The organism is Vibrio sabulosilitoris (assembly GCF_055391395.1).
Map to the genome: position 1 here is coordinate 1,007,157 of NZ_AP029599.1, position 25,845 is coordinate 1,033,001.

Sequence of the window (25,845 nt, forward strand, 5' to 3'; positions counted from 1 at the left end):
ATAGGAAGAATATGTTTCGATGTCTGCTGCTCAGTTGTTTTCTGATAAGCGCTTCAACCTTGGCTTTTGCCTCATCACATGTGTCAGATGCATCTTCTGATACGATTAAAGCGCGGCCGAAGATAGCTTTAGTACTTGCTGGTGGTGGTGCAAAAGGAGCGGCCCATATTGGGGTATTGAAGGCACTGGAAGAGATGCAGATCCCCGTCGATTACATCACGGGTACCAGTATGGGCGCCTTTGTTGGTGGTCTTTATGCGACTGGGATGTCTGCAGATGAGATCGAGAGCTTTATCTACAGTGTCGATTGGAATGGCGGCTATCGTGATCGGATTGAGCGCAGTGAGCGGCAGATTCGCGATAAAGAGCATGAGGACAGGTATACCATCAACCCCCAGCTTGGTATTGGTTGGGGGGAGTTTCGTGCTCGCCGAGGTATCGTCCAAGGGCAGGGCATGCTGAAGCTGTTGCGTGAAACGACAGGTAACGTGGCCAAGCTTGACTCGTTTGATCAACTGGCAGTCCCATATCGTTCGGTGGCAAGTGACATTGTCGAGCTTGAGCCAGTGGTGATCGATGATGGTTTTTTGGTTGATGCGATGATGGCCAGTATGTCGGTGCCCGGCGCGCTGCCACCGTATGAGATTGATGGGCGGCTGCTGGTGGATGGTGGCGTGACCAATAATATGCCAGTGGATGTGGCTTATGAGATGGGGGCCGATATTGTCATTGCTGTAGACATTAGTAGCGATTACAAAGATTTGGATGAGTTTACCAATTTGTTTACCGTTGCTGATCAGATATCAAACTACATGGTGCGCCGCAGTACACGCGAACAAAAGGCCCTTCTGGATGATGATGATATTTTCTTACGCCCTGAGGTGGGCGATATGCAAACCACCGAGTTTGAGCGCATGCCACATGCCTTCAATAAGGGGTATCTCATCGCTCAAGAACAGCGTGAGCAGCTGCAGGCGTTGTCTGTCTCTGGAGAAGAGTTTCAGGCCTATATCGACCTTAAACAGTCAAGAAGAGCAGAGCTCGCCTTTGGTCATCAGCTGACGATAGACAGAATTGAATTCGATAATGATTCGCACTTTAGTGATGAGGTGGTCAATAGCCGACTGAAGATCCCCCAAGGTGAAGCGATCAGTTTTGAGCAGCTTGAGGAGAGTGTTGACAGTCTGTATGCCCTCGATCGTTTTGAACTGATCTCCTACGAGTATGAGCAGCGTGAGCAGGAGAATGTGCTGCGAATCGATGTTCGCGAGAAAAAGTGGGGGCCTAACTACCTGCGCTTGCGTTTTTTCCTTGAAGATGATTTTGATACCACCAGCCAGTACGCGCTAGGTGCCTCGGTTAACTTTACCGATATTAACCGCCATGGTGCTGAGCTTACTACCAGTATAGAGATGGGGACCGATAAACTCGCTGCAGCTGGTTTTTATACCCCGTTGACCTCGAGTTTAAATTGGTTTGCGATCGCCGATGTCACCTACACAGAACAGCAACGAACGATGCCGATCGACGTAGAGACAGACAGTATTCCCGACCCTAGCTTGGGCGCACTTGACGATTTTGTTCCAGTTACCTATAGCTCATTGGAGACAGAGCTTGCACTTGGCTTTCAAGGAGAGTTATGGCGCAGGTTCAAAGCCGGTGGCCGCTATACGGTGGGCAGTTCAGATTTCACTACACTGCGATCAGCGGGCAGTGTTGATTTTGACCGCGTTGGTGCCTTCGTTAACTTCCGCCATGATACTTTGGACAGCCTCGCGCTGCCGAACCGTGGTTATTATTTCGATATTGAATACCTCTATTCGATCGATTCAATTCGACCAAACAGCAGCTTCGATTTCATTGAGCGGATTGATAATGACGAGGTTCAAGAGTTCTCGGTCGAGATGATTGGGGCACATAGCCACAAGCGCCATACCTTGGTTGGTAATTTCAACTATGGCGTTGTACACAACGCCAAGGGTGAGTTTCCTATTGCGCCAAAAGAGCTGGGTGGCTTTTTGAAACTATCAGGGATCTCGCGCAATAGCCTGATTGGTAATAACCTAGTCTATGGCAGTATGGTTTACCGTTATCGTTGGTTTGATAACGACTTTGGTATGTTCAAATCACCGATCTATCTTGGAGCTTCTCTCGAATATGGCGGGGTATGGAACGATACGGACGTAGAGTTCTACAATGCTGACCTGTATAGGGCTGGCTCTGTGTTTGCCGGGGTTGATTCGCCGATTGGCCCGATAATGTTCGCTTATGGTCGCACCGAACAAAATATGGATTCGGTCTACCTAATCATCGGCACTTCATTTAAGTAAACGGTTAAAAAAGCTCAGCTTTGCCACAACTTGCTATGTTGGTCAAGCTGATGAGATTTTAATTTTGCGTTAAATTTGCTATCTTACGTCCCACAGTTTGGCCTCTTCGACGCTGTTCATCCAAATTTTGCAGTGACCACAATCGATTTGAATGAGCCAAAGGCGCTGGAGAAGCCAAGTTTTCCAAGGATGTCCACTCCTATTCTAACTATAAGGATGGACCGCAATGAGAGGAAATAGTCGTGCTTGAAGCCTACCGTAAACACGTCGCAGAGCGTGCTTCTGAAGGAGTTGTCCCTAAACCATTAGACGCTGAGCAAGTGGCGGCACTTGTTGAGTTGCTAAAGACTCCACCCGCAGGTGAAGAAGAGTTTATTCTTGACCTACTTGAGAATCGTATCCCCCCAGGTGTTGATGAAGCCGCGTATGTTAAAGCTGGGTTCCTCACTGCTGTCACAAAAGGTGAGGTAGAATCACCACTAGTAAGCCGCGAAAAAGCCGCCAAGTTACTTGGCACGATGCAAGGCGGCTACAATATTGAGCCTTTGATCAGCTTGCTCGATGATAGTGAGCTTGCACCGATTGCCGCTGAAGCTTTGTCGCATACTCTACTGATGTTTGATGCGTTCTACGATGTCGAAGAGAAAGCCAAAGCGGGTAACGCACTGGCACAGCAAGTGATCCAGTCTTGGGCAGATGCTGAGTGGTTCTTGTCTAAGCCAGAGCTGGCAGAAAAAGTTACCCTAACCGTATTTAAAGTCACTGGTGAAACCAACACCGATGATCTCTCTCCTGCCCCTGATGCTTGGTCACGTCCCGATATCCCAGTGCACGCGTTAGCGATGCTGAAAAATGCGCGTGAGGGCATCAATCCTGATAAGCCGGGCGAAATCGGCCCAATCCAGCAGATTGAAGAGCTAAAAACCAAAGGTCATCAACTGGTTTATGTTGGCGATGTTGTCGGTACCGGCTCATCGCGTAAATCGGCGACCAACTCTGTGCTGTGGTTTATGGGCCAAGATATCCCATGTGTACCAAATAAGCGTGGTGGCGGTTATGTGCTTGGCGGCAAGATTGCCCCGATTTTCTTCAATACTATGGAAGATGCGGGCGCGCTGCCAATCGAGGTTGACGTGACTAAGCTCAATATGGGCGATGTGATTGATGTCTACCCATATGAAGGCAAGGTATGTAACCAAGATACAGGCGCTGTACTGGCTGAGTTCTCGTTAAAAACGGATGTGCTGATTGATGAGGTACGTGCTGGTGGTCGTATTCCACTGATCATTGGCCGTGGCTTGACTGATAAGGCGCGTCAGTCGCTTGGCCTTGAGCCATCGGATGTATTCCGCAAGCCAGGTGAGGTTGCCGACTCAGGCAAAGGCTACACACTGGCGCAAAAAATGGTGGGTAAAGCATGTGGTGTTACTGGTATTCGCCCAGGCACTTACTGTGAGCCGAAGATGACCACCGTTGGCTCGCAAGACACCACCGGTCCTATGACTCGTGATGAGCTAAAAGATTTGGCTTGTCTTGGTTTCTCTGCTGACTTGGTGATGCAGTCGTTCTGTCATACCTCGGCCTATCCGAAACCAGTCGATGTGAATACTCACCACACCCTGCCAGATTTCATTAAGAACCGTGGCGGCGTCTCGCTTCGCCCGGGTGATGGTGTTATCCACTCTTGGCTGAACCGTATGTTGCTACCTGATACGGTAGGTACAGGTGGTGACTCACATACTCGTTTCCCACTGGGGATTTCTTTCCCTGCTGGCTCTGGTCTTGTCGCCTTTGCCGCGGCAACAGGTGTTATGCCTTTGGATATGCCTGAGTCTATCTTGGTGCGCTTTAAAGGTGAGATGCAGCCAGGGATTACGCTACGTGACCTTGTGCATGCCATCCCTTATTACGGCATCAAACAAGGCCTGCTGACGGTAGAGAAAGCCGGTAAGATCAATGAGTTCTCGGGTCGCGTACTCGAGATTGAGGGCGTTGAACACCTCACTGTTGAGCAAGCTTTCGAACTTTCAGATGCTTCGGCAGAGCGCTCGGCAGCAGGCTGTACAGTTAAGCTTTCACAAGCCTCTATCGAAGAGTACCTTAACTCGAACATCACCATGCTTAAGTGGATGATTGCTGAAGGTTATGGCGATCGCCGCACCATTGAGCGCCGCATCGTCGCGATGCAAGAGTGGTTGGACAAACCTGAGCTGATGGAAGCTGACAGTGATGCAGAATACGCGCACGTGATTGAGATTGATCTCGCTGAGATCAAAGAGCCAATTCTTTGTGCGCCGAATGATCCAGACGATGCTCGTCTGCTATCAGAGGTGCAAGGCACTCAGATTGATGAGGTATTTATCGGCTCGTGTATGACCAACATTGGTCACTTCCGCGCAGCAGGTAAGCTTCTCGATAACTTTACCGGTCAACTCGATACACGCCTATGGGTGGCTCCGCCAACCAAGATGGACCGCGATCAGCTTACCGAAGAGGGCTACTATGGCATCTTTGGCCGCGCTGGGGTACGTATTGAAACTCCAGGCTGTTCACTGTGTATGGGTAACCAAGCTCGCGTGGCAGAGAAGTCGACTGTGATGTCTACCTCAACGCGTAATTTCCCGAACCGTCTTGGTACGGGCGCGAACGTGTACCTATCTTCAGCAGAGCTTGCCGCCGTTGGCGCCATCATGGGACGCATTCCAACACTCGAAGAGTATCTAGAATACGCTCAGCAGCTGGATGCAACTGCCGCCGACACGTACCGCTACCTAAACTTCCACACTATGGAGCAGTACACCAAGCGCGCTGAGGAAGTGATCTTCCAAGAACCTGCTTAAAACCAGAGGCGAGATCGCTGCGCTGCGAGAAGCGAGAGGCGAGTGTTTTATCACTCGCTATGAGCGTCTCGCTCCCCCTTAGGGAAACACTTGCCCTTACTCTGAGCCCCTGTTTTGAGAGGCTCAGTCGTTTTATTTTCTGAGGACTTCTCGCCTCTCGCCTCTCGATTCTCGCCTCTTCATTTCAATGAATAAATAGCAGCCACATTGCGCACGGTTAGCTCAATGTTCTGTGCCGCCTCTGCGAGGGCGGTGGGGAGGTCGACGGCGGCATTGACGACGGCAAATACGGCGTCGATGCCGTGTTGGTGGACAACGTCGCAGTCGCTGGCTAGGCAGCCGGCGATGCCGATGACGGGGAGGTCGTATTTTTTGGCGGTGCGTGCGACACCGATGGGGGTTTTGCCGTGGATGGTTTGGCTGTCGATGCGGCCCTCGCCAGTGATCACCAAGTCGGCATCGGCGATGACCTGATCAAGGTTGACTGCATCCATGACAATGTCGATGCCTGGGCGAAGCTCAGCACCTAGTAGGCCAACGAGGGCGGCGCCGAGGCCGCCAGCAGCGCCTGCGCCAGGCATGTTGATGACATCGCGATTAAGTTGGGCTTTCATCAGCTCGGCATAGTGGGCGAGATTGCTATCAAGCTTAGCAACCATTTCTGGCGTGGCGCCTTTCTGTGGACCGAATACATGCGAGGCACCTTTAGGGCCACATAGTGGGTTGTCGACATCACATGCGACTTCTAGGCGAACCTGGCTAAGGCGAGGATCTAGATCGGTTAAGTCGATGTTGGCTAGACTGGCAAGTTCGCCACCGCCGTAATCCAGCTCTTGTCCTTGCAGGTCGAGCATGCGGATGCCAAGAGCCTGAGCCATTCCAAGTCCACCGTCATTGGTGGCGCTACCGCCGATACCGATAATAATATGCTCAACGCCCTTATCTAGCACCGCTTTGATCAGCTCGCCAGTACCGAAGGTGGTGGTTTTGAGTGGATTACGCTTATCAGGCTCAACCAAGTGCAAGCCTGAAGCGGCGGCCATCTCAATAATGGCAGTCTTACCATCGCCGAGCAGGCCGTAAAACCCTTCGACCTTTTGACCTAAAGGACCCGTCACAGGGTGGGTGATGATGCGACCACCAGTGGCATCCACCAAAGATTGCACAGTACCCTCACCCCCATCAGCCATGGGCAACTTGATGTATTCGGCCTGAGGAAAAACCTGTCTAAACCCAGCTTCAATCGCTTGAGCAACGCCCATAGCAGTGAGACTTTCTTTGTACGAATCTGGAGCAATTACAATTTTCATTTCAATACCTTAAGACGTTAAACAAACAGACCAAATACACCAAACATCATCACAGAGACAAAGGCGATCATCAGACCCACCACCGACTAATAAGGGATCAGCTTGAAGCGCTCGCGGATATCCATGTGCACCGCACTGCCAGTGGCATGGAAGAAGCTGCCACTGGCATATGATCGAGCACCATGGCGCCAAAGAGCATGCCATAAGCGGGTGGGACCTTTTTCAGGATAAGGGCGATAGTAACAACCAGTGCCGAAAGTACGCCAAGGGAAGAGACTTCGATCATGTTCTATTTTCCGGGTAAAGCGAGTAAGGGCTTTTCGCCAAATATAGGGCTAGAAGCGCAGTGAGTCTTTAGTCGAGCGGACAAATAAACATCGGCTGAGAGGCGTAAAAATTGTGCAGCTGCACAATTTTAATGGTTGCAATGGAATAGGTTGATGGCGATATAGAGCTGAATCATATCATCTATATTGTTGATATTTAATGAGGTTATCTGGTGTATCTTTTCGATTCGATAGCGTAGGGTGTTCCGGTGAATATGCAGCTTTTTACAAGTGAGAGCTGAGTCGCAATTTTGCTTAAAATAAGTCTTGAGGGTCTTAATCAGCACGCCTTTGGTGTCTTGATTTTTGAGCAATAGATAAGGGGCCTCCAGCTGCTCACATCGCCACGAGTCATCAAGCAGGCTACTCATGATCACGGGAAGACGATGATCTTGGTAGAAAAACACCTCTCCTGGTCGATTGGCTACGCTATCAAGCGTGAGTTTTGCGGTGTCATAAGAGCGTGCGAGACCCGATAAGCCGGAAAAGTGGTCGCCAAAGGCCATTTTTATCTTAAAGCTTGCCTCTATTTTGACTCGCTTTAGTAATTGATTAATCCGTTTGCTCTCAGCTTGGCGAGACCATCCGTCAGCGGTGAGGCTAATCGGTTTAAGCACGACGACTTCATGATTGGACACCGACAAGATCCCAACTAGGTTATCTCGCTCAGGGTACTCGAGCAGATGAACCAGTTGCTGAAGGTTTTCCAGCGTTGGTGCTTGACTGCCGCTTGGAAGCACTTTGACTACCGCCGCAATGCGTGGCTGGCTGAGATCTAAGTCGAGCCGCTGTGCAATGGCCTTGAGCTGGAGCTCATTGAGGCTGCTGCCACGGATCAGCTGTAAGACGAGTTCTTCGCGATGGCGCTTGTTCCATTCCACCTGTGACATCAAAGCGGCTTGCTCAATGATGAGCTCTGCGGTCATTTTGACCAATTCACCAAAATGATGCACCTGCTCAAGTGTGCCAGAGATGCCGATCGCGCCAATGACCTGTTGGTCAAACAGGATAGGTAAGTTTATTCCCGGCTTAACGCCTTTAAGCCGCTCTGCGGTGGCTTCATCAATCTCAACCACCCGTGATTCAGTGATGGCAAGCACTGCACCCTCGTGCTTCTGGTGTAGACGGATGGGGTCGCTTGAGCCAATGATGCGACCTTGGTTATCCATCACATTGATCGCATGGGGGATAATCTTCATAGTTCGCTCGACAATCTGTCGTGCAATCAATTCGTTAAGTTGCATTAGTGGCTCCAAATAGCAAAGTTGGCGCAATCATGGCACTAGCATAGCTAGAGCAATTCGATCGTCAATCCAAACCAGTGGTACAATAGCACGTAATTCCCCACAGATAATCTCATCAAGCTCAGGTTGATTTATGGATTTTGAATTTAAAAAGAACACCTTACTCGGAACCTACACGGTTTACTGCAGCATGGGTCACGAAGCCATTGCCCAGTGGGTTGAATCTGAATTAGGCACAGATATCAGTGCTATCGACAGCTACTTGGCGCAAATCGACCAGGCTCGCGCAAATCCGTTCCAAGAAGTGCGATCTTTAGGGCAGGGCTACAGCCTATCCATCTATGACCATGAGGTGACTATCAAGGCCCATACCGTGTCAGACGACAGTGATGCTTGGCAGGACGAGGAGCTGAGCAGTTATTCCGATGAGACTGAGTCGATGTGTGGCTTGGATGATTTTGAATCCCTGCTGATCCAGTGGCGAGGGTTTATCGACTAGCTTGCACCGTTATGGTGAGTTGTTAACGCTTTGCTTCATTTTTGTGAGTTCGGCGCACCAAAATAGTGCGCCTTTTTTGTGCGTAAAATCACGAATGTGATGTAAGTGATTGATTGTATTGAATTAAAAAAGTTGGCACGTAGTTTGGATTAGTAGAGTCACACCAGACTTAAGATGTTTTCGGAGAGGAAGCGATGAAACTAATCAATGCGATTGTTAAACCATTTAAATTAGACGACGTGCGTGAAGCACTTGCTGATGTAGGTATCGAAGGGATGACGGTATCTGAAGTAAAAGGCTTTGGTCGTCAAAAAGGCCACACGGAGCTGTACCGTGGCGCAGAATACCAGGTGGATTTCCTACCTAAAGTAAAACTAGAAATTGCCACTCAAGCAGAGAATGTTGACCGCGTCATTGAAGCGATCACTAAGGCCGCGCACACAGGTAAAATTGGCGACGGTAAAATCTTCGTTTATGACCTAAGCCAAGCGGTTCGCATCCGTACCGGTGAAATGGACACAGAAGCATTATAACAATTCAAAGGATTGGAGAATAACTATGGAACTTTCAGTAACAGTAGCTGAATTACGTTACGCACTAGATACCTTTTTCTTCCTCATCTCAGGTGCGTTGGTGATGTGGATGGCAGCAGGCTTTGCCATGCTAGAGGCCGGTCTTGTGCGCTCTAAAAACACCACCGAAATCTTGACTAAAAACTTCTGTCTATACGCTATCGCTTGTACGATGTTCTTGCTTGTGGGTTACCACATCATGTACGTCGACAATGGTGAGGGCGGTTGGCTACCATCGATTGGCGGCCTAATCGGCGAGCAAGCGGCGGATGCTGACCACTCGCTAGAGTCAGACTTCTTCTTCCAAGTTGTGTTTGTAGCGACAGCAATGTCTGTTGTTTCAGGCGCGGTTGCTGAGCGTATGAAGCTGTGGTCTTTCCTTATCTTTGCTGTCGTACTCACTGGCTTTATCTACCCAATGGAAGGGTACTGGACTTGGGGCGGCGGTTTCCTAGCGGAAGCAGGATTTAGTGACTTCGCAGGCTCAGGTATCGTACACATGGCGGGCGCTGCAGCGGCATTGTCTGGTGTGCTTCTACTTGGTGCTCGTAAAGGTAAATACGGTAAAAAAGGCGAAATCTTCCCAATTCCTGGTTCAAACATGCCACTTGCTACACTGGGTACGTTTATCCTTTGGCTAGGTTGGTTCGGCTTTAACGGCGGCTCTCAGCTAATGGTTTCTGATTTCGAGAACGCAACGGCAGTCGGTCAAATCTTCCTAAACACTAACGCAGCGGCAGCAGCTGGTGCCATCGCAGCGCTACTTGTTTGTAAGACAACTTGGGGCAAAGCTGACCTAACAATGATTCTTAACGGTGCGCTAGCAGGCTTGGTGGCCATCACGGCAGATCCACTTTCACCATCACCACTAGCTGCATGTAGCGTGGGTGCGGTAGCTGGTGCACTGGTTGTATTCAGCATCATCGGTCTAGACAAGATTAAGATTGACGATCCAGTGGGCGCTATCTCAGTTCACGGTGTGTGTGGCTTCTTCGGTCTAATGGTTGTGCCACTAAGCAATGCAGACACTACCTTCGGTGCTCAGCTTCTTGGTGCAGTGGTTATCTTTGGCTGGGTATTCGCGGCAAGTATGGTGGTTTGGGGTATCCTAAAAGCGACTATCGGTATCCGTGTCAGCGAAGAAGAAGAGCTAGAGGGTATGGACATGCACGACTGTGGTGTTGGTGCTTACCCAGAGTTTGTTACGGTGAAATAATCACCAAATAGAAAACTTATTTACAAAAACCTGCCCAATGTGGCAGGTTTTTTTGTGTTTGAACGTTGCAATGAGGATGTTGCTAAATATAATAACGAAAGTGATAAACGTTATCATTCCCGATTTGATTTGCATCTGACTGCAGATCACTCATTTTGACAATCGCTTATTTGCCGATTGTTATCAGACAATGGAAGACTTACGATGAAAAAAATGCTGACTCTCTCTGCTTTAGTCTGTGCGACCCTCGCACCGGCGGCAATGGCTTCTGGCGAAGTGAATGTTTACTCTTACCGCCAGCCTTTCTTGGTTGAGCCAATGTTTAAAGAGTTTACGCAAGAGACCGGCATTAAAGTCAACGTGATGTTTGCTAAGCAAGGTATGGCTGAGAAGTTGGCGCAAGAGGGGCAGTACAGCCCTGCTGACGTTCTTTTAACCACGGATATTAGCCGCTTAGCTGAGCTTACCGACAAAGGTTTGGTGCAAGCTGTAGAGAGCGAGGTGATCGAGCAAAACGTGCCAGCGCAATATCGTGATACTGACAACGAATGGTTTGCACTTACTCTACGTACTCGTAATGTCTACTCCTCTCGTGATCGTGTCGGCAAGCTGGGTGAAGAGTTCAACTATGCTGATCTCGCTAACCCTGAATTCAAAGGTAAAATTTGTACTCGTCAGGGCAAGCACCCATATAACATCTCGCTAGTGTCATCGATGATTGCGCACCACGGCGAAGCAGAAACTAAGGCGTGGCTAGAGGGCGTAAAAGCCAACCTAGCGCGTAAGCCTCAGGGCAATGATCGCGGCCAAGTAAAAGCAATCCGCGAAGGCTTGTGTGATGTATCTCTAGGTAACAGCTACTACCTAGGCAATATGGTCAATGATGCCGAGCAGAAAGCTTGGGCGGAGGCGGTTTACATCAACTTCCCGAATCAACAAACTGAGGGCACTCACGTTAACGTATCTGGTATGGCGATGGCTAAGTACGCGCCTAATCAGGATAACGCACTGAAACTGATGGAGTTCCTTACTGCAGATAAAGCCCAGCAGATGTACGCTGAGGTTAACTTTGAGTACCCAGTGAAAGAGGGTGTGAAGCGCTCTGAGCTGGTTGAGTCTTGGGGCGACTTCAAGCCAGATAGCATCGCTCTCGATGAGATTGCGTCATACCATTCTGCGGCTATCCGCCTGTTAGACGAAGTGAAGTTTGATCTCTAGTAAATACAGGAGTATAAATTGCCCCTTACTTTATTAAGGTCTATTAAGAGTGACCCAGCGCTGCGCTGGGTTTTGCTACTCAAAGAATGAAAACAACAATTTTAACTTGGAAGACCAGTAGTTTCGCTTTGGCCGTGCTGCTGGTTTTGCCTATTTTAGCCATCTTTTACACCGCACTTGGTGATGCAGACGATATCTTCGCTCACCTGATGGCGACGGTGATGCCTACCTATATCTCGAATACCCTTTTGCTAGTCGCTGGCGTGATGCTGCTGTCACTGGTGTTTGGTATTCCTTCAGCTTGGCTGATGGCCATGTGCCGAGTGCCTGGCGCGGGTGTGTTGCAGTGGGCGCTCGTCCTACCCCTAGCCATGCCGGGCTACATCGTTGGTTATATCTTCACCGACTGGTTTGATTTTGCTGGGCCGGTGCAGATCATGCTGCGCGATATGACTGGTTGGGGACCAGGAGAATATTGGTTTCCCGATATTCGAACCTTAGCCGGGGCAACCTGGGTGTTGTCCCTAGTGCTGTATCCGTATGTCTACCTGCTGGCCCGTGCGGCCTTTATGGAGCAGAACGTCTCGCTGCTGCAGTCGGCGCGGCTGCTAAAATGTTCACCTTGGGAGAGCTTTGTGCGCATCTCACTGCCACTGGCGCGCCCTTCGATTGCAGTGGGTTTGTCACTGGTTGCGATGGAGACAATAGGTGACTTTGGTACGGTAAACTACTTCTCTGTCAGTACCTTGACTACGGCAGTTTATGATACTTGGCTTGGTTACTCTAGCCTGTCAGCCGCGGCCAAAATCTCAGCGGTCATGCTGGTGTTTGTGGTGCTGCTGCTCAGTGCTGAGCGCTATAGCCGACGTCGACAAAAGCTGTTTCAAACCACGTTTAGCAGTCATGAAGATTTTCGCTATGAGCTGCACGGCTGGAGAAAATGGCTCGCAGCTGGTTGGTGTTGGGGGCTGGTGACGATTGCGTTTATTCTGCCGCTTGGGCAGTTGATCAAGTACGCGATGGCCTACTTTGAGCAGAGCTGGACCAGTCAGTTTCAGGAATACGCGATCAACAGCCTGCAGGTATCCATCAGTGCCGCAGTAATCGCAACGGCGGTGGCCATCGTGGTGAACTTTAACCATCGACTCATAGCCAGTCGCTCTAACGTGGCGGCGATGCGCTTATCATCAATGGGCTATGCAGTGCCAGGCACAGTGCTCGCGATTGGTATTCTAGTGCCGGTGATTGCACTTGATCATTTTGTCAACGATATCGCTCGTTGGATGGAGTGGGGCAGACCCGGACTGATTTTCTCAGGCTCGATGTTTGCAATCGTGTTTGCCATGGTCGTGCGCTTCTCGGCAGTGGCGATTGGCAGTATTGAGAGCAGCCTAAGCAAGGTTTCTCCATCGCTAGATATGGCTTCACGTACTATGGGCTGCGATTCAAACCGGATGCTGTGGCGCGTGCATCTGCCGTTGATCCGCCGCGGCGCATTGATTGCAGGCTTACTGGTCTTTATTGAGGCGATGAAAGAGCTCAATGCGGCGCTATTGTTGCGCCCGTTCAATTTTGAAACGCTGGCGACCTATGTGTACAACTTTGCCTCTGATGAACAGCTTGAGCTTGCCGCCATGCCTGCTGTGCTGCTGGTGTTGGTCGGCTTAATCCCCTTGATTGTAATTAACCGCTCGCTTGAGCACTCTCATTAACTGTTTGGAGCATCGACTATGAGCTGCGCACTTTCTGTTCAAAATCTTACCTGCCAGTACGATGACCAAACCGTGTTGGATACCCTGTCGCTTGAAGTGGCGCATGGTGAGATCGTCTGCCTGCTTGGCGCGAGTGGTTGTGGTAAAACCACGCTACTTAAGTCGATCGCCGGCCTGATCCCACTAAAATCCGGCCACATGAGTCTCAATTGCATGCTGATCGACGACGGCGAGCACTGGATACCACCTGAGCAGCGTAATATCGGCATGATCTTCCAAGATTATGCACTGTTCCCACACCTAACGGTGGCGGAGAATATTGCGTTTGGTCTACGTGATATGGATAAGTCGGCCAAACAAGCCAAGGTGAAAGAGATGCTATCACTGGTGCATCTTGAGCCGTATGGCGATCGCTATCCGCACCAACTCTCTGGTGGTCAGCAGCAACGTGTGGCAATTGCTCGCGCGCTGGCATACAAGCCCGATCTGCTACTACTCGATGAGCCGTTCTCGAATATCGATACCCAAGTGCGTCACGAGCTGATTGGTGAGATCCGCCGCCTGTTTAAAGAGCAGGGCGTGACGGCGATCTTCGTTACCCACTCGCGTGAAGAGGCGTTCGCCTTTGCTGACAAGATGGCGGTCATGAATCAGGGCGTGATCGAGCAGTATGGCACGGCGTCGGAGCTGTACTTCGAGCCGTCTAGCAAGTTTGTTGCCGATTTTCTTGGTGGAGGTAGCTACCTTAAAGCGACTCGTGTTAGTGAAGATACTTTTGAGACTAGCCTTGGCATTATCGAAGCCAAAGCACAAGATCAGATAGAGCTTGGTAGTGGGTGTGAGTTACTCTTGCGCCCGCAACATATCGTGATCAATGCTTCAGACGAGAGCAAGATCACTGTGCTCGAACAGCAGTTTATGGGAGATCACTGTCGTTATGTCATCGATATCGATAGCCACAGCTTGTTGGCGACCTCACCGCAGCCTTTGCAGCGAGGGCAGGCGGTAAGTGTTGAAGTGGACACGCAAGGGATTTTGGCTTACCGCTGAAAGACAGGGACGAGAATCGGGTTACACTTCGTTCCGAGGGGCGAGTAATAAGACGCGCGCGTAGAGCGCCTCGCGCCTCGAAGGGCTGTGCCCGTACTCGTATCTCGCCCCCTCGCGCTACGCGCGGCGAGCGTGATATATGGTGAACTTGTTGGTTTTAGCTGGGGTATCACAGCGGCCAAAAGCAGCTTCAATAATTGGGATGTATTTTAGGAAGCTGTTGGCGACAACGAACATCTCACCTTGGGATTTGAGGTATTTCGGTGCCTCGGCGAGCAAGGTTTCGGTGGCGCTGTAGCTGGTATCGAGACCAGAGTGGAACGGTGGGTTGGTGACTAGGTAGTCTAGGTCCGGGTTAATGTCACTGAACACATCGGAGGCCAGCACTTTACCTTTTAGGTTATTGGCGGCTAGTGTGGCTTGGCTCGAAGCAATGGCTAGGGCACTAATATCACACATCTGAAGGTCAATTTCTGGGTTGAGTTTTGCCATCACAGCGCCAAGCACGCCTGCACCGCAGCCAAAGTCGAGTACACGACCTCGCAGCTTAGGCAGGTTATCGAGCAGTAAGCGGCTACCAATATCAAACTCACCATGGCTAAATACGCCTGGCAGGCTGTGGATCTCTAGCGTTTGGTCGGCGTAGGTCACGGAGTACTGCTTAAACCAGTCTGTCAGTTCAAACGGCTCCGGTGTCTCTGTGCATTGTCCCCAGTAGAAAGAGCAGCGGCGCGCTGAGTCATACTTAGTGATGCGCCCATAAGAGGCAAACATTTTCTCGACGCTTTTCACTCCAGAGCGATTCTCACCCACGACAACAATTTCGGTATCTTTGCCCAGTTTGGCCATCAGCATGCGTAGTAAAAATTCCGCCTCCGCTTTCGCTTTAGGCCAGTAGAGCAGCACCATATCGGCTGGGGTTTCCATGCTGAGCTCGGCGGCAAATTGGCTTTTGATCGATGAGTAATTTTGTATCTGTCGATAGTAGCCGTAGTGAGTGGTGAACACGCTGACTGAGTTACAGTGTTTTTGTAGCTCGACCGGGAACAGGTCTTCAATCTCTCCCGCGACTAAGACGTGTTTACCAGCAAAGTACTCAAGTTGACGCTCGGCTACCTGGCTTGGGGCAATATAAGCAGACATACAAAATCCATCAAAAGTGAAAAGGCGCGCGATTGTCTCACAACCAAGCGCCCGCTTGAAGTCGGGTTAGTTATTATCTTGGTAATCGAGGAAGCTTTTGAACTCTTCTTCGTAAATATTAAACAAGGTAATGGTGATAGCAAAAATCAGTGGGCCATAAATCAGACCAATCAAGCCGAACAAGTGGATACCACCGAGCAGCGAGAAGAAAATCATTAAAGTGTTCATTCCTGCGCTGCCCTGCATCAGCAGTGGGCGCAAGATATTATCTATCGAGCCGACGATCGCGATACTCCAGATGGCAAGGAATGCGGCCCAGCCTACCTCACCAACCAAGAAGAGGTAAGCCGTGGCAGGTATCCAGATTAGTGCCGTTCCGACCACAGGAATAAAAGAGGCAAAGCCCATCATGGTTCCCCAGAAAAGCCCCGGAAAGCCGGCGAGCCACATACCGATACCGCCAGCAAAACCTTGCGCAATCGCAGTCAGAAATGAGCCCATGACCGCAGACTTAGAGACCTGCTCAATCTCATCCAACAACTTGTCTTCTTGGCTGCGGGAGAAGGGCAGGATATGGCGCATCACACTGATGATCTTGTCGTGGTCACGCAGCAAAAAGAACAGCACAAACAGCATCAAAAAGAACGACACCAAGAAGTTGGTCGCATCGCCCAGGACTTTGGCGCTTATGCTCACAAGCCCTGTCCCAAGAGTTGAGGCAAACTGCGCGGCTTTCTGGGCAATTTGCTGTGGGTCGATATCATCAAACGGTAAGTAACTGTTCACAAAGCTGAGCCCTTTTCCCACCCAAGGGTGATTAAGCAGCTCTTCAATCCCACCCTGAGTCACCCACTGATAGGCGTTTTGCGAAAAGCTTGAGCCTTGCTGAATAATTGCACCAAACACAAACAGCAGTGGAATCACGATAATAAACGTCAGCACAATGCATGACAGCAGCGCAGCAAGGTTAGGTGAGCTAGGCATCTTGCGCTCAAACCACTCATGCATCGGAAACATCAGCAGCGAGATAATAAAGGCCATCACGATAGAGTTGATATAAGGTGCAATCAACAAGTAACAGGCAATCGCAGCAGCAATCAGCGCAACGATTAAAACTCGATGACTCGAGGTGATCTTAACTTTTTCACTCATACCAGGGTCTCTACCGTGTCGGCTTTTGGTTTCAGGACTTTCTTTATAATGGATGTAAAACAGAGGGTTATCAACATAAAACAAAGGGGCGAGGAGCGGGGACGGGCGTTGCCCTACGGGGGACGAGGAAGAGCAGAGGCGGGAATCGAGAAGCGAGATGCGAGGAAATTACCGCGCACTGCGGATTCCTCACATAATCTCAGGTACGAGGGGCTAGGACGGGCTTTGCCCTACGGGGAGCGAGGAGTGTATCACGTGTTGTATACTCCTCGCTTATGTGGACTCCCCCTTGTCAACAGCAGTAATTAACAAATAAAGAATAAATGCGTGCTTATGTACGAGCTCTGATTGAGAAGCAATCTCTGGCTCTGTGATATTTACGCGAACTCGTGGTCAACTCTCCTCGGCGAGCTTAATGCTCCTAGCGAGATACTGACTCTACGAGCTGATTTTCATCTTTTATTGAGCATTACTGTTGTTTAACGCTTTAAGCCTCTAAAGGCTCGGCTTTGTATTCGGTATTTTTGGTTAGCATAGAGAACGCTGTTCTGACTGTTTTATTTGCTAAAGCCACAGCAGCACAGCGCTTTCCTCGTCGCTCAACCAACTGTTGGATCCACTGTTCTTTTTTGGTTCTGGCTTCGCGGCGCATTACTTGATTTATCACCGACATCGCTCCACTCACCAAGTAGCTCCTAACCATTTTATTTTTGACATACTTACCTATGGAGCCCAGTTTGGTCTTACCACCAGAAGAGTGCTGTATTGGGGTCAAGCCAATACAAGCTGCTGCATCACGCCCTGTTTTGAAAAACCCCATCTCGCCACAACCAAGAGAAATATATAGATTAATCGCATTCAAAGGGCCTACACCCTCTATCGCCATAAGCTTTTTGCATTCCTTCTGCCTATGTGCAGCTTTTTCTATACAGCTATCATATTGGTCGACGTTTTCAACATGGGTTAAATACTGTTGCCAGGCCGTATTAAGTGCCACCCTAAATTCACTAGAAAAACCATTCTCTGCATCTTCTAGAGCCGATGCAACAACACCGTTTATTCCCCCTTTACTCGGCGAAATACGGATATTGAACTCGAGTAATAGAGAAGAGAGTTGATTGAGACTGGCGACCTTGTGTTTCACTGCAAGGTCTCGTAGGCGAATAAGGCTTTGCTTCTCTTGTTGCTCTTTAGATTTGCCATTAATAAACTGAATATCAGTAACTTGCGAAGCCTGAACGATAGCTAATGCATCATTCTTATCGGTCTTTTGGTTTTGTCGAATACTGGCAACCAGCTTAGCTGAAATGAGTCTGGCATCATGCCCGCACGCTATAGCTTGTTGCTTCCAGTAGTTAGAGGTGCCACACGCTTCGAAAACGATGGTCATCGGTTTAGACGTTATAAGCCAGTGGTTAAAATCCTGAGGTGTCATTGCCTTATTGGAACGCACTTTGCTGTGTTGCGTAACACAAACTTGGATTTCACTCTTTGCTAAATCAACACCAGATACTATACGTTTCATATTGGACTCCTTTTAACATTTAGGCTTTACAACTCAAATGTTAGTCAACCTTTCGGGGTTGGGGGAGTCCAATTATCTCCTCGGAACGAAGTGTAACCCGCTCCCCGCCCCCTAAACCGCGTGCGGTGAGTTTATTCCGCGAGTGCAGCAAAACAGCGATCAGCGGCCGCCAAAGTGTTTTGAATTTGCTCTTCGCCGTGTGCGAGGGAGGTGAAGCTTGCCTCGAATGCGGATGGGGCTAGGTAGACGCCCTCTTCTAGCATTAGGTGGAAGAAGCGCTTGAAGCGTTTGATGTCGCACTTGGTGACGTCTTCGTAGCAAGTGATCTCGGTTTGATCGGTGAAGAAGAAGCCGAACATGCCGCCGACTTGGTTAACTAGCAGTGGGATACCGTGCTTGTCGGCGCTGGCTTTAAAGCCATCGGCCAACTGCTTGGTGATCTCGGCTAGGCGCTCTTCGTTGCCCGCTTGACGCAGGAGAGACAGAGAAGCTAGGCCTGCTGCCATCGCGACTGGGTTACCAGATAGCGTACCTGCTTGGTAAACCGGGCCAGTTGGGGCGATGTACTGCATGACGTCTTTGCGGCCACCGAAAGCGCCGACTGGCATGCCGCCACCGATTACTTTACCTAGGGTAGTAAGGTCTGGCTTGATATTGTAGTGTGCTTGCGCGCCGCCCAGTGCCACGCGGAAGCCGGTCATGACCTCATCAAAGATCAACAGCGCGCCTTCTTGGTCACAGATTTCACGCAAGCCCTCGTGGAAGCCTGCGATAGGTGGGATACAGTTCATATTGCCCGCGACAGGCTCGACAATAATACAGGCGATTTCGCCAGGATTAGCGCTAAATAGCTCGCGTACTGACTCAAGGTCGTTAAACGTTGCGGTTAGGGTATGTTTGGCAAAATCCTCTGGAACGCCCGGTGAGCTTGGCTGGCCTAGGGTGAGTGCGCCTGAGCCGGCTTTGACAAGTAGGCTGTCAGCATGACCGTGGTAGCAGCCCTCGAACTTGATGATCTTGTCGCGACCAGTAAAACCACGCGCAAGACGAATTGCGCTCATGGTGGCTTCGGTGCCCGAGCTTACCATGCGTACCTGCTCCATCGAAGGCACCAACTCACTCACCAGTTCCGCCATCTCAATCTCGGTCGCGGTTGGGGCGCCAAAGCTCAGGCCACGCTGGGCTGCTTCAATCACCGCATCGCGGATCGCTGGGTGGTTGTGACCTAAGATCATCGGACCCCAAGAGCCAACATAGTCGATGTAGGCTTTGTCATCAGCATCAAAAATCAGTGGGCCATCGGCACGCTCGATAAAGATAGGTGAGCCCCCAACGCCATTAAAGGCGCGCACGGGTGAATTTACGCCGCCAGGAATGGTTTGCTGAGCTTTTTGATAAAGTTGTGCTGATTTGGTCATTCGACAATCCTCTTGTTATTTTTACGGGACCAACTGGCAAGCATTGTACCCCTTCACACATTCAAGTAACAGGTTTCCTAGGCTCATCGCGGCGTAATACTTGAATGGTTCACTCAGGTATTAGATAATCCCACCAAACTATAAACGTAAGATCGCGTTGTTATCTCTAGTGCTTAGATACTAAGCTTATGTAAAACAACGAGTTCGGCTCTATGGGAGAGTATTTGTGAGCGAAGTAAGTATTCCATTGTCGTTTTCTGAAGCGGCAGCAACACGAGTAAAAACTCTTATCGCTGAAGAAGAGAACCCAGCGCTGAAATTGCGCGTGTACATCACCGGTGGTGGTTGCAGTGGTTTCCAATACGGCTTTACCTTTGATGAGGATGTGAACGAGGGCGATACCACGATTGAAAACTGTGGTGTGACTCTTGTGGTTGACCCGATGAGCTTGCAGTACCTTGTCGGTGGTGTGGTGGATTACACCGAGGGGCTTGAGGGCTCGCGTTTCTTCGTCGATAACCCAAATGCTACCACGACCTGTGGTTGCGGTGCGTCGTTTAGCGTATAACATCAGTGAGTAAATAACTCATGTGATGCAGCAGTTGGTGTGAGCCAACTGCAGATGCTTACGTAGGTGTGAACAAGGAACCCGGTGCTACATGCGCCTGTTCACATGTAAGTAAATAATTAAAAGGATTTTGTATGTCAAACCTCCCCTATGCTGGCTTGGGGAGACTAGGCTCGGCGATCACTCAGCGCCCTTGGCTAATCTCTCTTTTTCTCCTTGTCTCGCTTGGTCTGTGGCTGATGATGGGACCTGCGCAAGCAGACAATGACCCTAATCGCCAATCCGACCAACAAGTGCCGCTTGCCAAAGTGGTCTATCAAACCTTTCGTGCCGAAAACACCTTTAAAAGCATTGATCTTTACGGTCGCACTGCGCCAAACAAAGCTGCCAACCTTGGTGCTGAATTTGCCGGGAAAATTGACCAACTGGCGATAAAAAAAGGCGATAAAGTGACTAAAGGTCAGGTGGTTGCCACGATAGATAAGGGTGACCTTGATATCCAGATGGCACGTGCACAAGCCATGCTCAAGGTGCGTAACAAAGAGTTCAACGCCGCGCAGTCGCTGAAAAATCGAGGCTTACAGGGTGAGGTAGCGTTTGCTAGCGCTGAGGCCTCACTAGCGGAAGCCAAGGCAATGGTCAGCGCCGTGCGCCTGGCGCTGCGTAATACCCAAGTGACTGCTCCGTTCAGCGGCATTATCGACACCTTACATATTGAGCAAGGCGACTATGTCGCGGTCGGTGACCCCATTGCCCATCTCATTGACCTTGAAAAAGTGGTGATTGAGGCGGATGTTAGTGAGCGACACGTGCAAAGCCTCGAGCTAGGACAAAATGCCGCTATTCGCTTTATCCAAGGCGATAGCGCGACAGGCGTAGTGCGCTATATCTCGCGCGTCTCTTCCCCTGCGACCAACACCTTCCCGATTGAAATCGAAATAGACAACCCCGAGCAGCGCATTCCGGCTGGGATTAGCTCTGAGGTGACACTGGCGCTAAGAGAGATTATGGCGGTCAAAATTACCCCAGCGATGTTGGCGCTTGATGAGTCCGGCGATCTTGGCGTGAAGACGTTAGTCGATGAGCAAGTTCACTTTGTGCCAATCCAACTCGTCAAAGCTGAGCAAGATGGCGTGTGGCTATCGGGGCTCGGTGATGAGGTGGATATCATCACTACAGGACAGGGTTTTGTGCGTGATGGCGACCAGGTGATCGCGACACGAGCAAGCAATCAAGCAAGCCAATAGGGGGCAGTAATGTGGTCTATCATTGATGCGGCGCTGTCGCGCTCGCGCACCATGTTAACGCTATTGGTGCTGATCCTTATTGCAGGCACGCTCACCTATATCACGATTCCTAAAGAATCGAGCCCGGATATTACCATCCCAATCATCTATGTTTCCGTCGGGCATCAGGGCATCTCGCCAACCGATGCGGAGCGATTGTTAGTCAGGCCGATAGAACAAGAGCTGCGTTCTATTGAGGGCGTCAAAGAGATGACCTCGACCGCTGCGGAGGGTCATGCCTCGGTGATGCTCGAATTTAGTGTCGGCGTTGATTTGGCCAAAGCGATGGCAGATGTGCGTGATGCTGTGGACCAAGCCAAGCCTAAGTTGCCTAGTGATAGCGATGAACCCACCGTCAATGAGGTGACCCTGGCCTCAGAAGAGCCAGTGCTGTCGGTGGTGCTCTACGGTACCGTCCCAGAACGCACGATTGTGCAAATTGCGCGTCAACTGAGAGATCGTCTGGAGAGCTATCGCCAGATCCTTGAGGTGGATATCGCAGGGGATCGTGAGGACATCGTTGAGATCATCGTTGATCCGCTGTTGATGGAGAGCTACAACCTTGATCAGCAAAGTATCTTTAATCTTGTTGCGTTGAATAATCGGGTTGTGGCAGCAGGTTTTGTTGATACGGGCTATGGGCGCTTCTCCGTTAAAGTTCCCTCAGTGTTCTCTACTTTGCAAGACGTGCTTGAGCTTCCAGTCAAAGTGGATGGGCGTCAGGTGATCACCGTTGGTGATGTGGCCACAGTGCGCCGGGCCTTTCGTGATCCAGACTCTTTTGCGCGTATGGATGGCAAATCGGCGGTAGTGTTAGAGGTGAAAAAGCGCGCTGGCGAGAACATCATCGATACCGTTGCTCTAGTAAAAGCCGTAATGGAGGCGGCGCAGCAGCGTGAAGACTGGCCGAGTAATTTGCTAGTAAAATATACCGGCGACCAATCCAAAGATGTGCAGATGATGCTTAACGATCTGCAGAACAATGTGTTATCAGCCGTGATTCTGGTGGTGATCGTGATTATCGCCATCTTGGGTGTGCGTACGGCTCTGTTGGTGGGCATTTCAATTCCGGGCTCGTTTTTAACTGGGTTACTAGTCCTGTCAGTGTTTGGTTTGACGGTCAATATTATCGTGTTGTTTGCGCTGATTATGGCGGTTGGCATGCTGGTGGATGGGGCGATTGTGGTCACCGAGTTTGCTGACCGACGTATGCAAGAGGGCACACCTCGTAAGCAGGCTTATCGTGATGCAGCCAGACGTATGGCATGGCCAATTACGGCATCGACCGCGACCACTTTGGCCGCCTTTGCGCCCTTATTGTTTTGGCCTGATGTCACCGGTGAGTTTATGAAGTACTTACCGCTGACCCTAATTGCCACTTTGTCTGCCTCTCTGGTTATGGCGATGCTGTTTGTGCCCGTGTTGGGCGGCCTAATCGGTAAGCCACAACATGTCAGTGAGGCCAACCGGATAAAAATGGTCGCTCTGCATGAGGGGGACTTTTCTAAAGCAACCGGGATAACCAAGCTTTACTATCACACCCTAGCGATCGCTATTCGCCATCCACTTAAGATCTTATTGGCTGCAATACTAATGGCAGTTGGGGTAGGGTTTGCTTATAGCAAAGCAGGATTAGGTGCAGAGTTCTTCCCGGAAGTCGATCCACCTCATTTTACGGTCAAGGTGCGCTCATATGGGGATCTGTCCATCTATGAGAAAGACAGCATTATGCTTGAGATTGAGCAAGTCGTGCTTAATCACGATGAGTTCGACAGTATTTACACTCGCACCGGCGGTGATAACGAGATTGGTCAAATCCAGATCACGCCCGTCGATTGGCAGTATCGACGCTCAATAAAGGCCATCATCGATGAGCTTGAGCAGCAGACGGCCAATTTTTCTGGGGTCGAGATTGAGTTTAAGTTCCCTGATGCCGGGCCACCTGTTGAACATGATCTGGTAATTGAAATGACCTCCAGTGAGCCGTCGGTGCTCGATGGCGCGGCTAAGCAAGTACGCGCTTGGGCCGATGGCAATGCGGCGCTGACCAATATCAGTGATTCATCGAGTAAGCCGGGCATTGATTGGCAAATTGATATCAAGCGCGATGACGCAGCTCGCTTTGCCGCCGATGCCACTTTAGTCGGTAACACGGTTCAATTTGTGACTAATGGACTTAAGATAGGGGAGTATTTGCCGGATGATGCCAGTGAAGAGGTGGATATCTTGGTGCGCTACCCTTCGAGTAAGCGAGATATTGGTCGCTTCGATGAGTTGCGAGTGAAAACGGCAACGGGCCTAGTACCTATTACTAACTTCGCCCAAATTACCCCCGACCACAAGCAAGATACCATTACTCGAATTGATGGCGAGCGAGTGATCAATATCCAAGCGGATATGCGCGAAGGGTATAACCTAGCGCTCGAGTTGCCTAAGATAGAACAAGTGCTCAGCGCACTGCCATTGCCTGCAGAAGTTGAGTTTAAGATCCGAGGTCAAAATGAGGAGCAAGAGAACTCCTCGGCCTTCCTGCAAAGTGCGTTTATCGTCGCGCTCGCTGTGATGGCGCTGATCCTGATTACTCAGTTCAATAGCTTCTACCAGGCACTGTTGATTCTAAGCGCGGTGTTGTTTTCCACTGTTGGAGTGTTCGCGGGACTACTGATCTTCCAAAAACCCTTTGGCGTCATCATGTCAGGGATTGGCGTGATTGCCTTAGCGGGGATCGTGGTAAACAACAATATCGTTTTGATTGATACTTATAACCAACTGCTTAAGCGCGGTTTAAGCAAGCACGAGGCTATCTTACGCACCGGTGTGCAGCGTTTGCGTCCAGTATTGCTCACCACGGTTACAACCATCTTAGGTTTAATGCCGATGGTGCTGGAGATGAACGTTGATCTGATCAATCAGAAAGTAGAATTTGGCGCACCCAGCACCCAGTGGTGGTCGCAGCTCGCGACCGCTGTCGCGGGTGGGCTGGCGTTTGCTACTGTACTGACGCTGGTGCTCACCCCTTGTTTGCTGATGCTTGGGCGTGGTCAAGGTAAGAGCGACAGTGCCAATCAGGATAACTCGACTCGAGAGGTATCCGTTCGCGATATCACCCAGCGGCCGCTGCAACGCCACGATCACAAGGCAAGCTAATTGGCGACCATTAAATCGCTGTAGCGGCTCAGTTTCGCCAGGTGGGTCGTTGCGTTGGCGATAAATTGGCTCTTGGCTTGCCCCTTGAGTGATGGGGATAGGGGTAGGTCTACAGTGCGCGGATTTTTGTGCACGCCATTGACTAAAAACTCGTAGTGCAAGTGTGGCCCGGTGACTCGGCCTGTGCCACCCAATGTGCCGATGGTCTGCCCCTGTTTTACTCGCTGACCGGTTTTGACGCTGCGTTTAGTTAGGTGGAGATACTTGGTCATATAGGTGCGGGTGTGGCGGATAAACACATAGTGGCCGTTGAACTTGTTGTAGCCAGACTTTTCTACTATCCCATCGCCTGCAGCCCAGATAGGGGTCCCTACGGGCGCAGCGTAGTCTGTGCCGTTGTGTGGTACCACGCGGCCTGTCACAGGGTGGCGACGTACTGGATTAAAGTTGGAGGTGACGCGGCGAAAATCCAATGGAGCACGTAAAAAGGCTTTTTTCATCGCTCGGCCATGTTGATCAAAGTACTCGCCGCTGCGCTCATCAAGGATGGCGATAAAGGTTTGTCCTTGATTGCGAAACGAGGCGGCAATGATCAGGCCGGTTGACACCACTTCTCCCTCCACCAGTTGCTCTTGATAGAGCAGCTCAAAATGATCGCCCTTGCGAATATCCAGAGCAAAGTCAATATCCCAACTGAAGATACCCGCCAGCTCCATGATCTGGTTTGCCGTCAGACCGGCCGAGATCCCCGCATTCCAGAAGTTGGAGTGAATGGTCGCTTGCGCGTAGTTGTATTGGGTGATGACTGGCTTTTTGGCCAGTTGCGATTCGAATCCATCCGCAGCGCGGGTAACGATAAAGGTCTCTGTCGCACTGCGTGGGCGGCGCAGCTCAATCAGGTCACCATCATCATCAAATCCGAACTCAAGCGTATCGCCGGGCATGAGGCGGGAGAGTTGGCGCTCGATATCCGGGTTGGTGGAGGTTAATTGGTAGAGTAGCCGTGAAGAGAGGTTGAGACGCTTAAATAAGATAGCGGCACTCTCGCCATTGCCGACTTGGTGTTTTTGCCAATTGAGGGAGGTATCACTGGGCAGCGTAAGGGTGGGAGCCAGCCTGCGCAGGTTTATTTCAACTGGGTATGGCTGACCCACTTTATAGTGGTTGTCAAAATGCGCCAGTGTGTGCGGTTCGGGCAGAAAAAACGCAGCAAAGGCCATCAATGCGAGTGATAGCCCAATTAGGATACGGTGGAGCCAAGGGAGACGCTTAAATATTGACAATATCAT

Annotated in this window: 18 protein-coding genes and 1 pseudogene; 11 read left to right on the top strand and 8 right to left on the bottom strand. The window is 50.4% G+C overall.

From position 1 onward, the window contains the following. Positions 1 to 11 precede the first annotated feature (11 nt). A complete protein-coding gene (locus ACZ5R2_RS04940) occupies positions 12 to 2,330 on the top strand; it encodes a patatin-like phospholipase family protein (protein WP_464901266.1) in 2,319 nt (772 codons plus the stop codon). A 242-nt stretch (positions 2,331 to 2,572) separates the two neighbouring features. After that, the gene (gene acnB, locus ACZ5R2_RS04945; RefSeq protein ID WP_464901267.1) at positions 2,573 to 5,170 is read left to right on the top strand and encodes a bifunctional aconitate hydratase 2/2-methylisocitrate dehydratase; all 2,598 of its coding nucleotides are present in this window, start codon (positions 2,573 to 2,575) and stop codon (positions 5,168 to 5,170) included. A 179-nt stretch (positions 5,171 to 5,349) separates the two neighbouring features. Here acnB and ACZ5R2_RS04950 read toward each other — a convergent pair whose 3' ends face one another. The 3 genes and pseudogenes from ACZ5R2_RS04950 to ACZ5R2_RS04960 form a co-directional block, all read right to left on the bottom strand. Continuing rightward, a complete protein-coding gene (locus ACZ5R2_RS04950; RefSeq protein WP_464901268.1) occupies positions 5,350 to 6,480 on the bottom strand; it encodes a glycerate kinase in 1,131 nt (376 codons plus the stop codon). Between the two features lie 17 nt (positions 6,481 to 6,497). Further along, a pseudogene (locus ACZ5R2_RS04955) lies at positions 6,498 to 6,670 on the bottom strand (GntP family permease); the annotation flags it as partial. A 225-nt stretch (positions 6,671 to 6,895) separates the two neighbouring features. Beyond that, on the bottom strand, positions 6,896 to 8,050 hold the full coding sequence (locus tag ACZ5R2_RS04960) for a sugar diacid recognition domain-containing protein (RefSeq protein ID WP_464901269.1): 1,155 nt from the start codon (positions 8,048 to 8,050) through the stop codon (positions 6,896 to 6,898). 133 nt (positions 8,051 to 8,183) lie between these two features. Between ACZ5R2_RS04960 and ACZ5R2_RS04965 the strand changes: the two genes are divergently transcribed. The 6 genes from ACZ5R2_RS04965 to ACZ5R2_RS04990 all read left to right on the top strand — a co-directional run bounded on the left by ACZ5R2_RS04965 (position 8,184) and on the right by ACZ5R2_RS04990 (position 14,317). Continuing rightward, positions 8,184 to 8,549, top strand: a complete 366-nt coding sequence (locus ACZ5R2_RS04965; protein ID WP_464901270.1) for a YacL family protein — start codon at positions 8,184 to 8,186, stop codon at positions 8,547 to 8,549. A gap of 194 nt (positions 8,550 to 8,743) precedes the next feature. Further along, positions 8,744 to 9,082, top strand: a complete 339-nt coding sequence (locus tag ACZ5R2_RS04970) for a P-II family nitrogen regulator (RefSeq protein WP_164649095.1) — start codon at positions 8,744 to 8,746, stop codon at positions 9,080 to 9,082. Between the two features lie 25 nt (positions 9,083 to 9,107). Next, positions 9,108 to 10,337 carry an ammonium transporter gene (locus tag ACZ5R2_RS04975; RefSeq protein WP_438459129.1) on the top strand — a complete coding sequence of 410 codons (1,230 nt, stop codon included), beginning with the start codon at positions 9,108 to 9,110 and terminating at the stop codon, positions 10,335 to 10,337. Between the two features lie 204 nt (positions 10,338 to 10,541). Beyond that, positions 10,542 to 11,555, top strand: coding sequence for a Fe(3+) ABC transporter substrate-binding protein (locus ACZ5R2_RS04980; RefSeq protein WP_464901271.1), 1,014 nt, complete (start codon positions 10,542 to 10,544; stop codon positions 11,553 to 11,555). 86 nt (positions 11,556 to 11,641) lie between these two features. Then, positions 11,642 to 13,267 carry an ABC transporter permease gene (locus ACZ5R2_RS04985; protein WP_464901272.1) on the top strand — a complete coding sequence of 542 codons (1,626 nt, stop codon included), beginning with the start codon at positions 11,642 to 11,644 and terminating at the stop codon, positions 13,265 to 13,267. Positions 13,268 to 13,285: 18 nt separating this feature from the next. Continuing rightward, entirely contained in the window at positions 13,286 to 14,317 is a 1,032-nt protein-coding gene (locus ACZ5R2_RS04990; protein ID WP_464901273.1) for an ABC transporter ATP-binding protein, read from the top strand. A 117-nt stretch (positions 14,318 to 14,434) separates the two neighbouring features. On the opposite strand, the gene rsmC is transcribed toward ACZ5R2_RS04990, so the two are convergent. From rsmC to hemL, 4 genes are all read right to left on the bottom strand, one after another. After that, positions 14,435 to 15,460, bottom strand: coding sequence for a 16S rRNA (guanine(1207)-N(2))-methyltransferase RsmC (gene rsmC / locus ACZ5R2_RS04995; RefSeq protein WP_464901274.1), 1,026 nt, complete (start codon positions 15,458 to 15,460; stop codon positions 14,435 to 14,437). A gap of 66 nt (positions 15,461 to 15,526) precedes the next feature. Continuing rightward, entirely contained in the window at positions 15,527 to 16,612 is a 1,086-nt protein-coding gene (locus ACZ5R2_RS05000) for an AI-2E family transporter (RefSeq protein WP_464901275.1), read from the bottom strand. A gap of 487 nt (positions 16,613 to 17,099) precedes the next feature. Next, complete coding sequence (locus tag ACZ5R2_RS05005) at positions 17,100 to 18,137, bottom strand: IS110 family RNA-guided transposase (RefSeq protein ID WP_464900814.1); 1,038 nt, start codon at positions 18,135 to 18,137, stop codon at positions 17,100 to 17,102. 131 nt (positions 18,138 to 18,268) lie between these two features. After that, positions 18,269 to 19,555: a glutamate-1-semialdehyde 2,1-aminomutase gene (gene hemL, locus ACZ5R2_RS05010; RefSeq protein ID WP_464901276.1), complete on the bottom strand. Its 1,287-nt coding sequence runs from the start codon at positions 19,553 to 19,555 to the stop codon at positions 18,269 to 18,271. Positions 19,556 to 19,781: 226 nt separating this feature from the next. Here hemL and erpA point away from each other — a divergent pair, with 226 nt between their 5' ends. The 3 genes from erpA to ACZ5R2_RS05025 all read left to right on the top strand — a co-directional run bounded on the left by erpA (position 19,782) and on the right by ACZ5R2_RS05025 (position 24,556). Further along, positions 19,782 to 20,123, top strand: a complete 342-nt coding sequence (erpA, locus tag ACZ5R2_RS05015) for an iron-sulfur cluster insertion protein ErpA (RefSeq protein ID WP_438473824.1) — start codon at positions 19,782 to 19,784, stop codon at positions 20,121 to 20,123. 134 nt (positions 20,124 to 20,257) lie between these two features. Further along, on the top strand, positions 20,258 to 21,370 hold the full coding sequence (locus ACZ5R2_RS05020; protein ID WP_464901277.1) for an efflux RND transporter periplasmic adaptor subunit: 1,113 nt from the start codon (positions 20,258 to 20,260) through the stop codon (positions 21,368 to 21,370). 9 nt (positions 21,371 to 21,379) lie between these two features. Continuing rightward, a complete protein-coding gene (locus ACZ5R2_RS05025; RefSeq protein WP_464901278.1) occupies positions 21,380 to 24,556 on the top strand; it encodes an efflux RND transporter permease subunit in 3,177 nt (1,058 codons plus the stop codon). On the opposite strand, the gene ACZ5R2_RS05030 is transcribed toward ACZ5R2_RS05025, so the two are convergent. Next, entirely contained in the window at positions 24,553 to 25,842 is a 1,290-nt protein-coding gene (locus ACZ5R2_RS05030) for a peptidoglycan DD-metalloendopeptidase family protein (RefSeq protein WP_464902310.1), read from the bottom strand. The genes ACZ5R2_RS05025 and ACZ5R2_RS05030 overlap by 4 nt on opposite strands. Positions 25,843 to 25,845 lie beyond the last annotated feature (3 nt).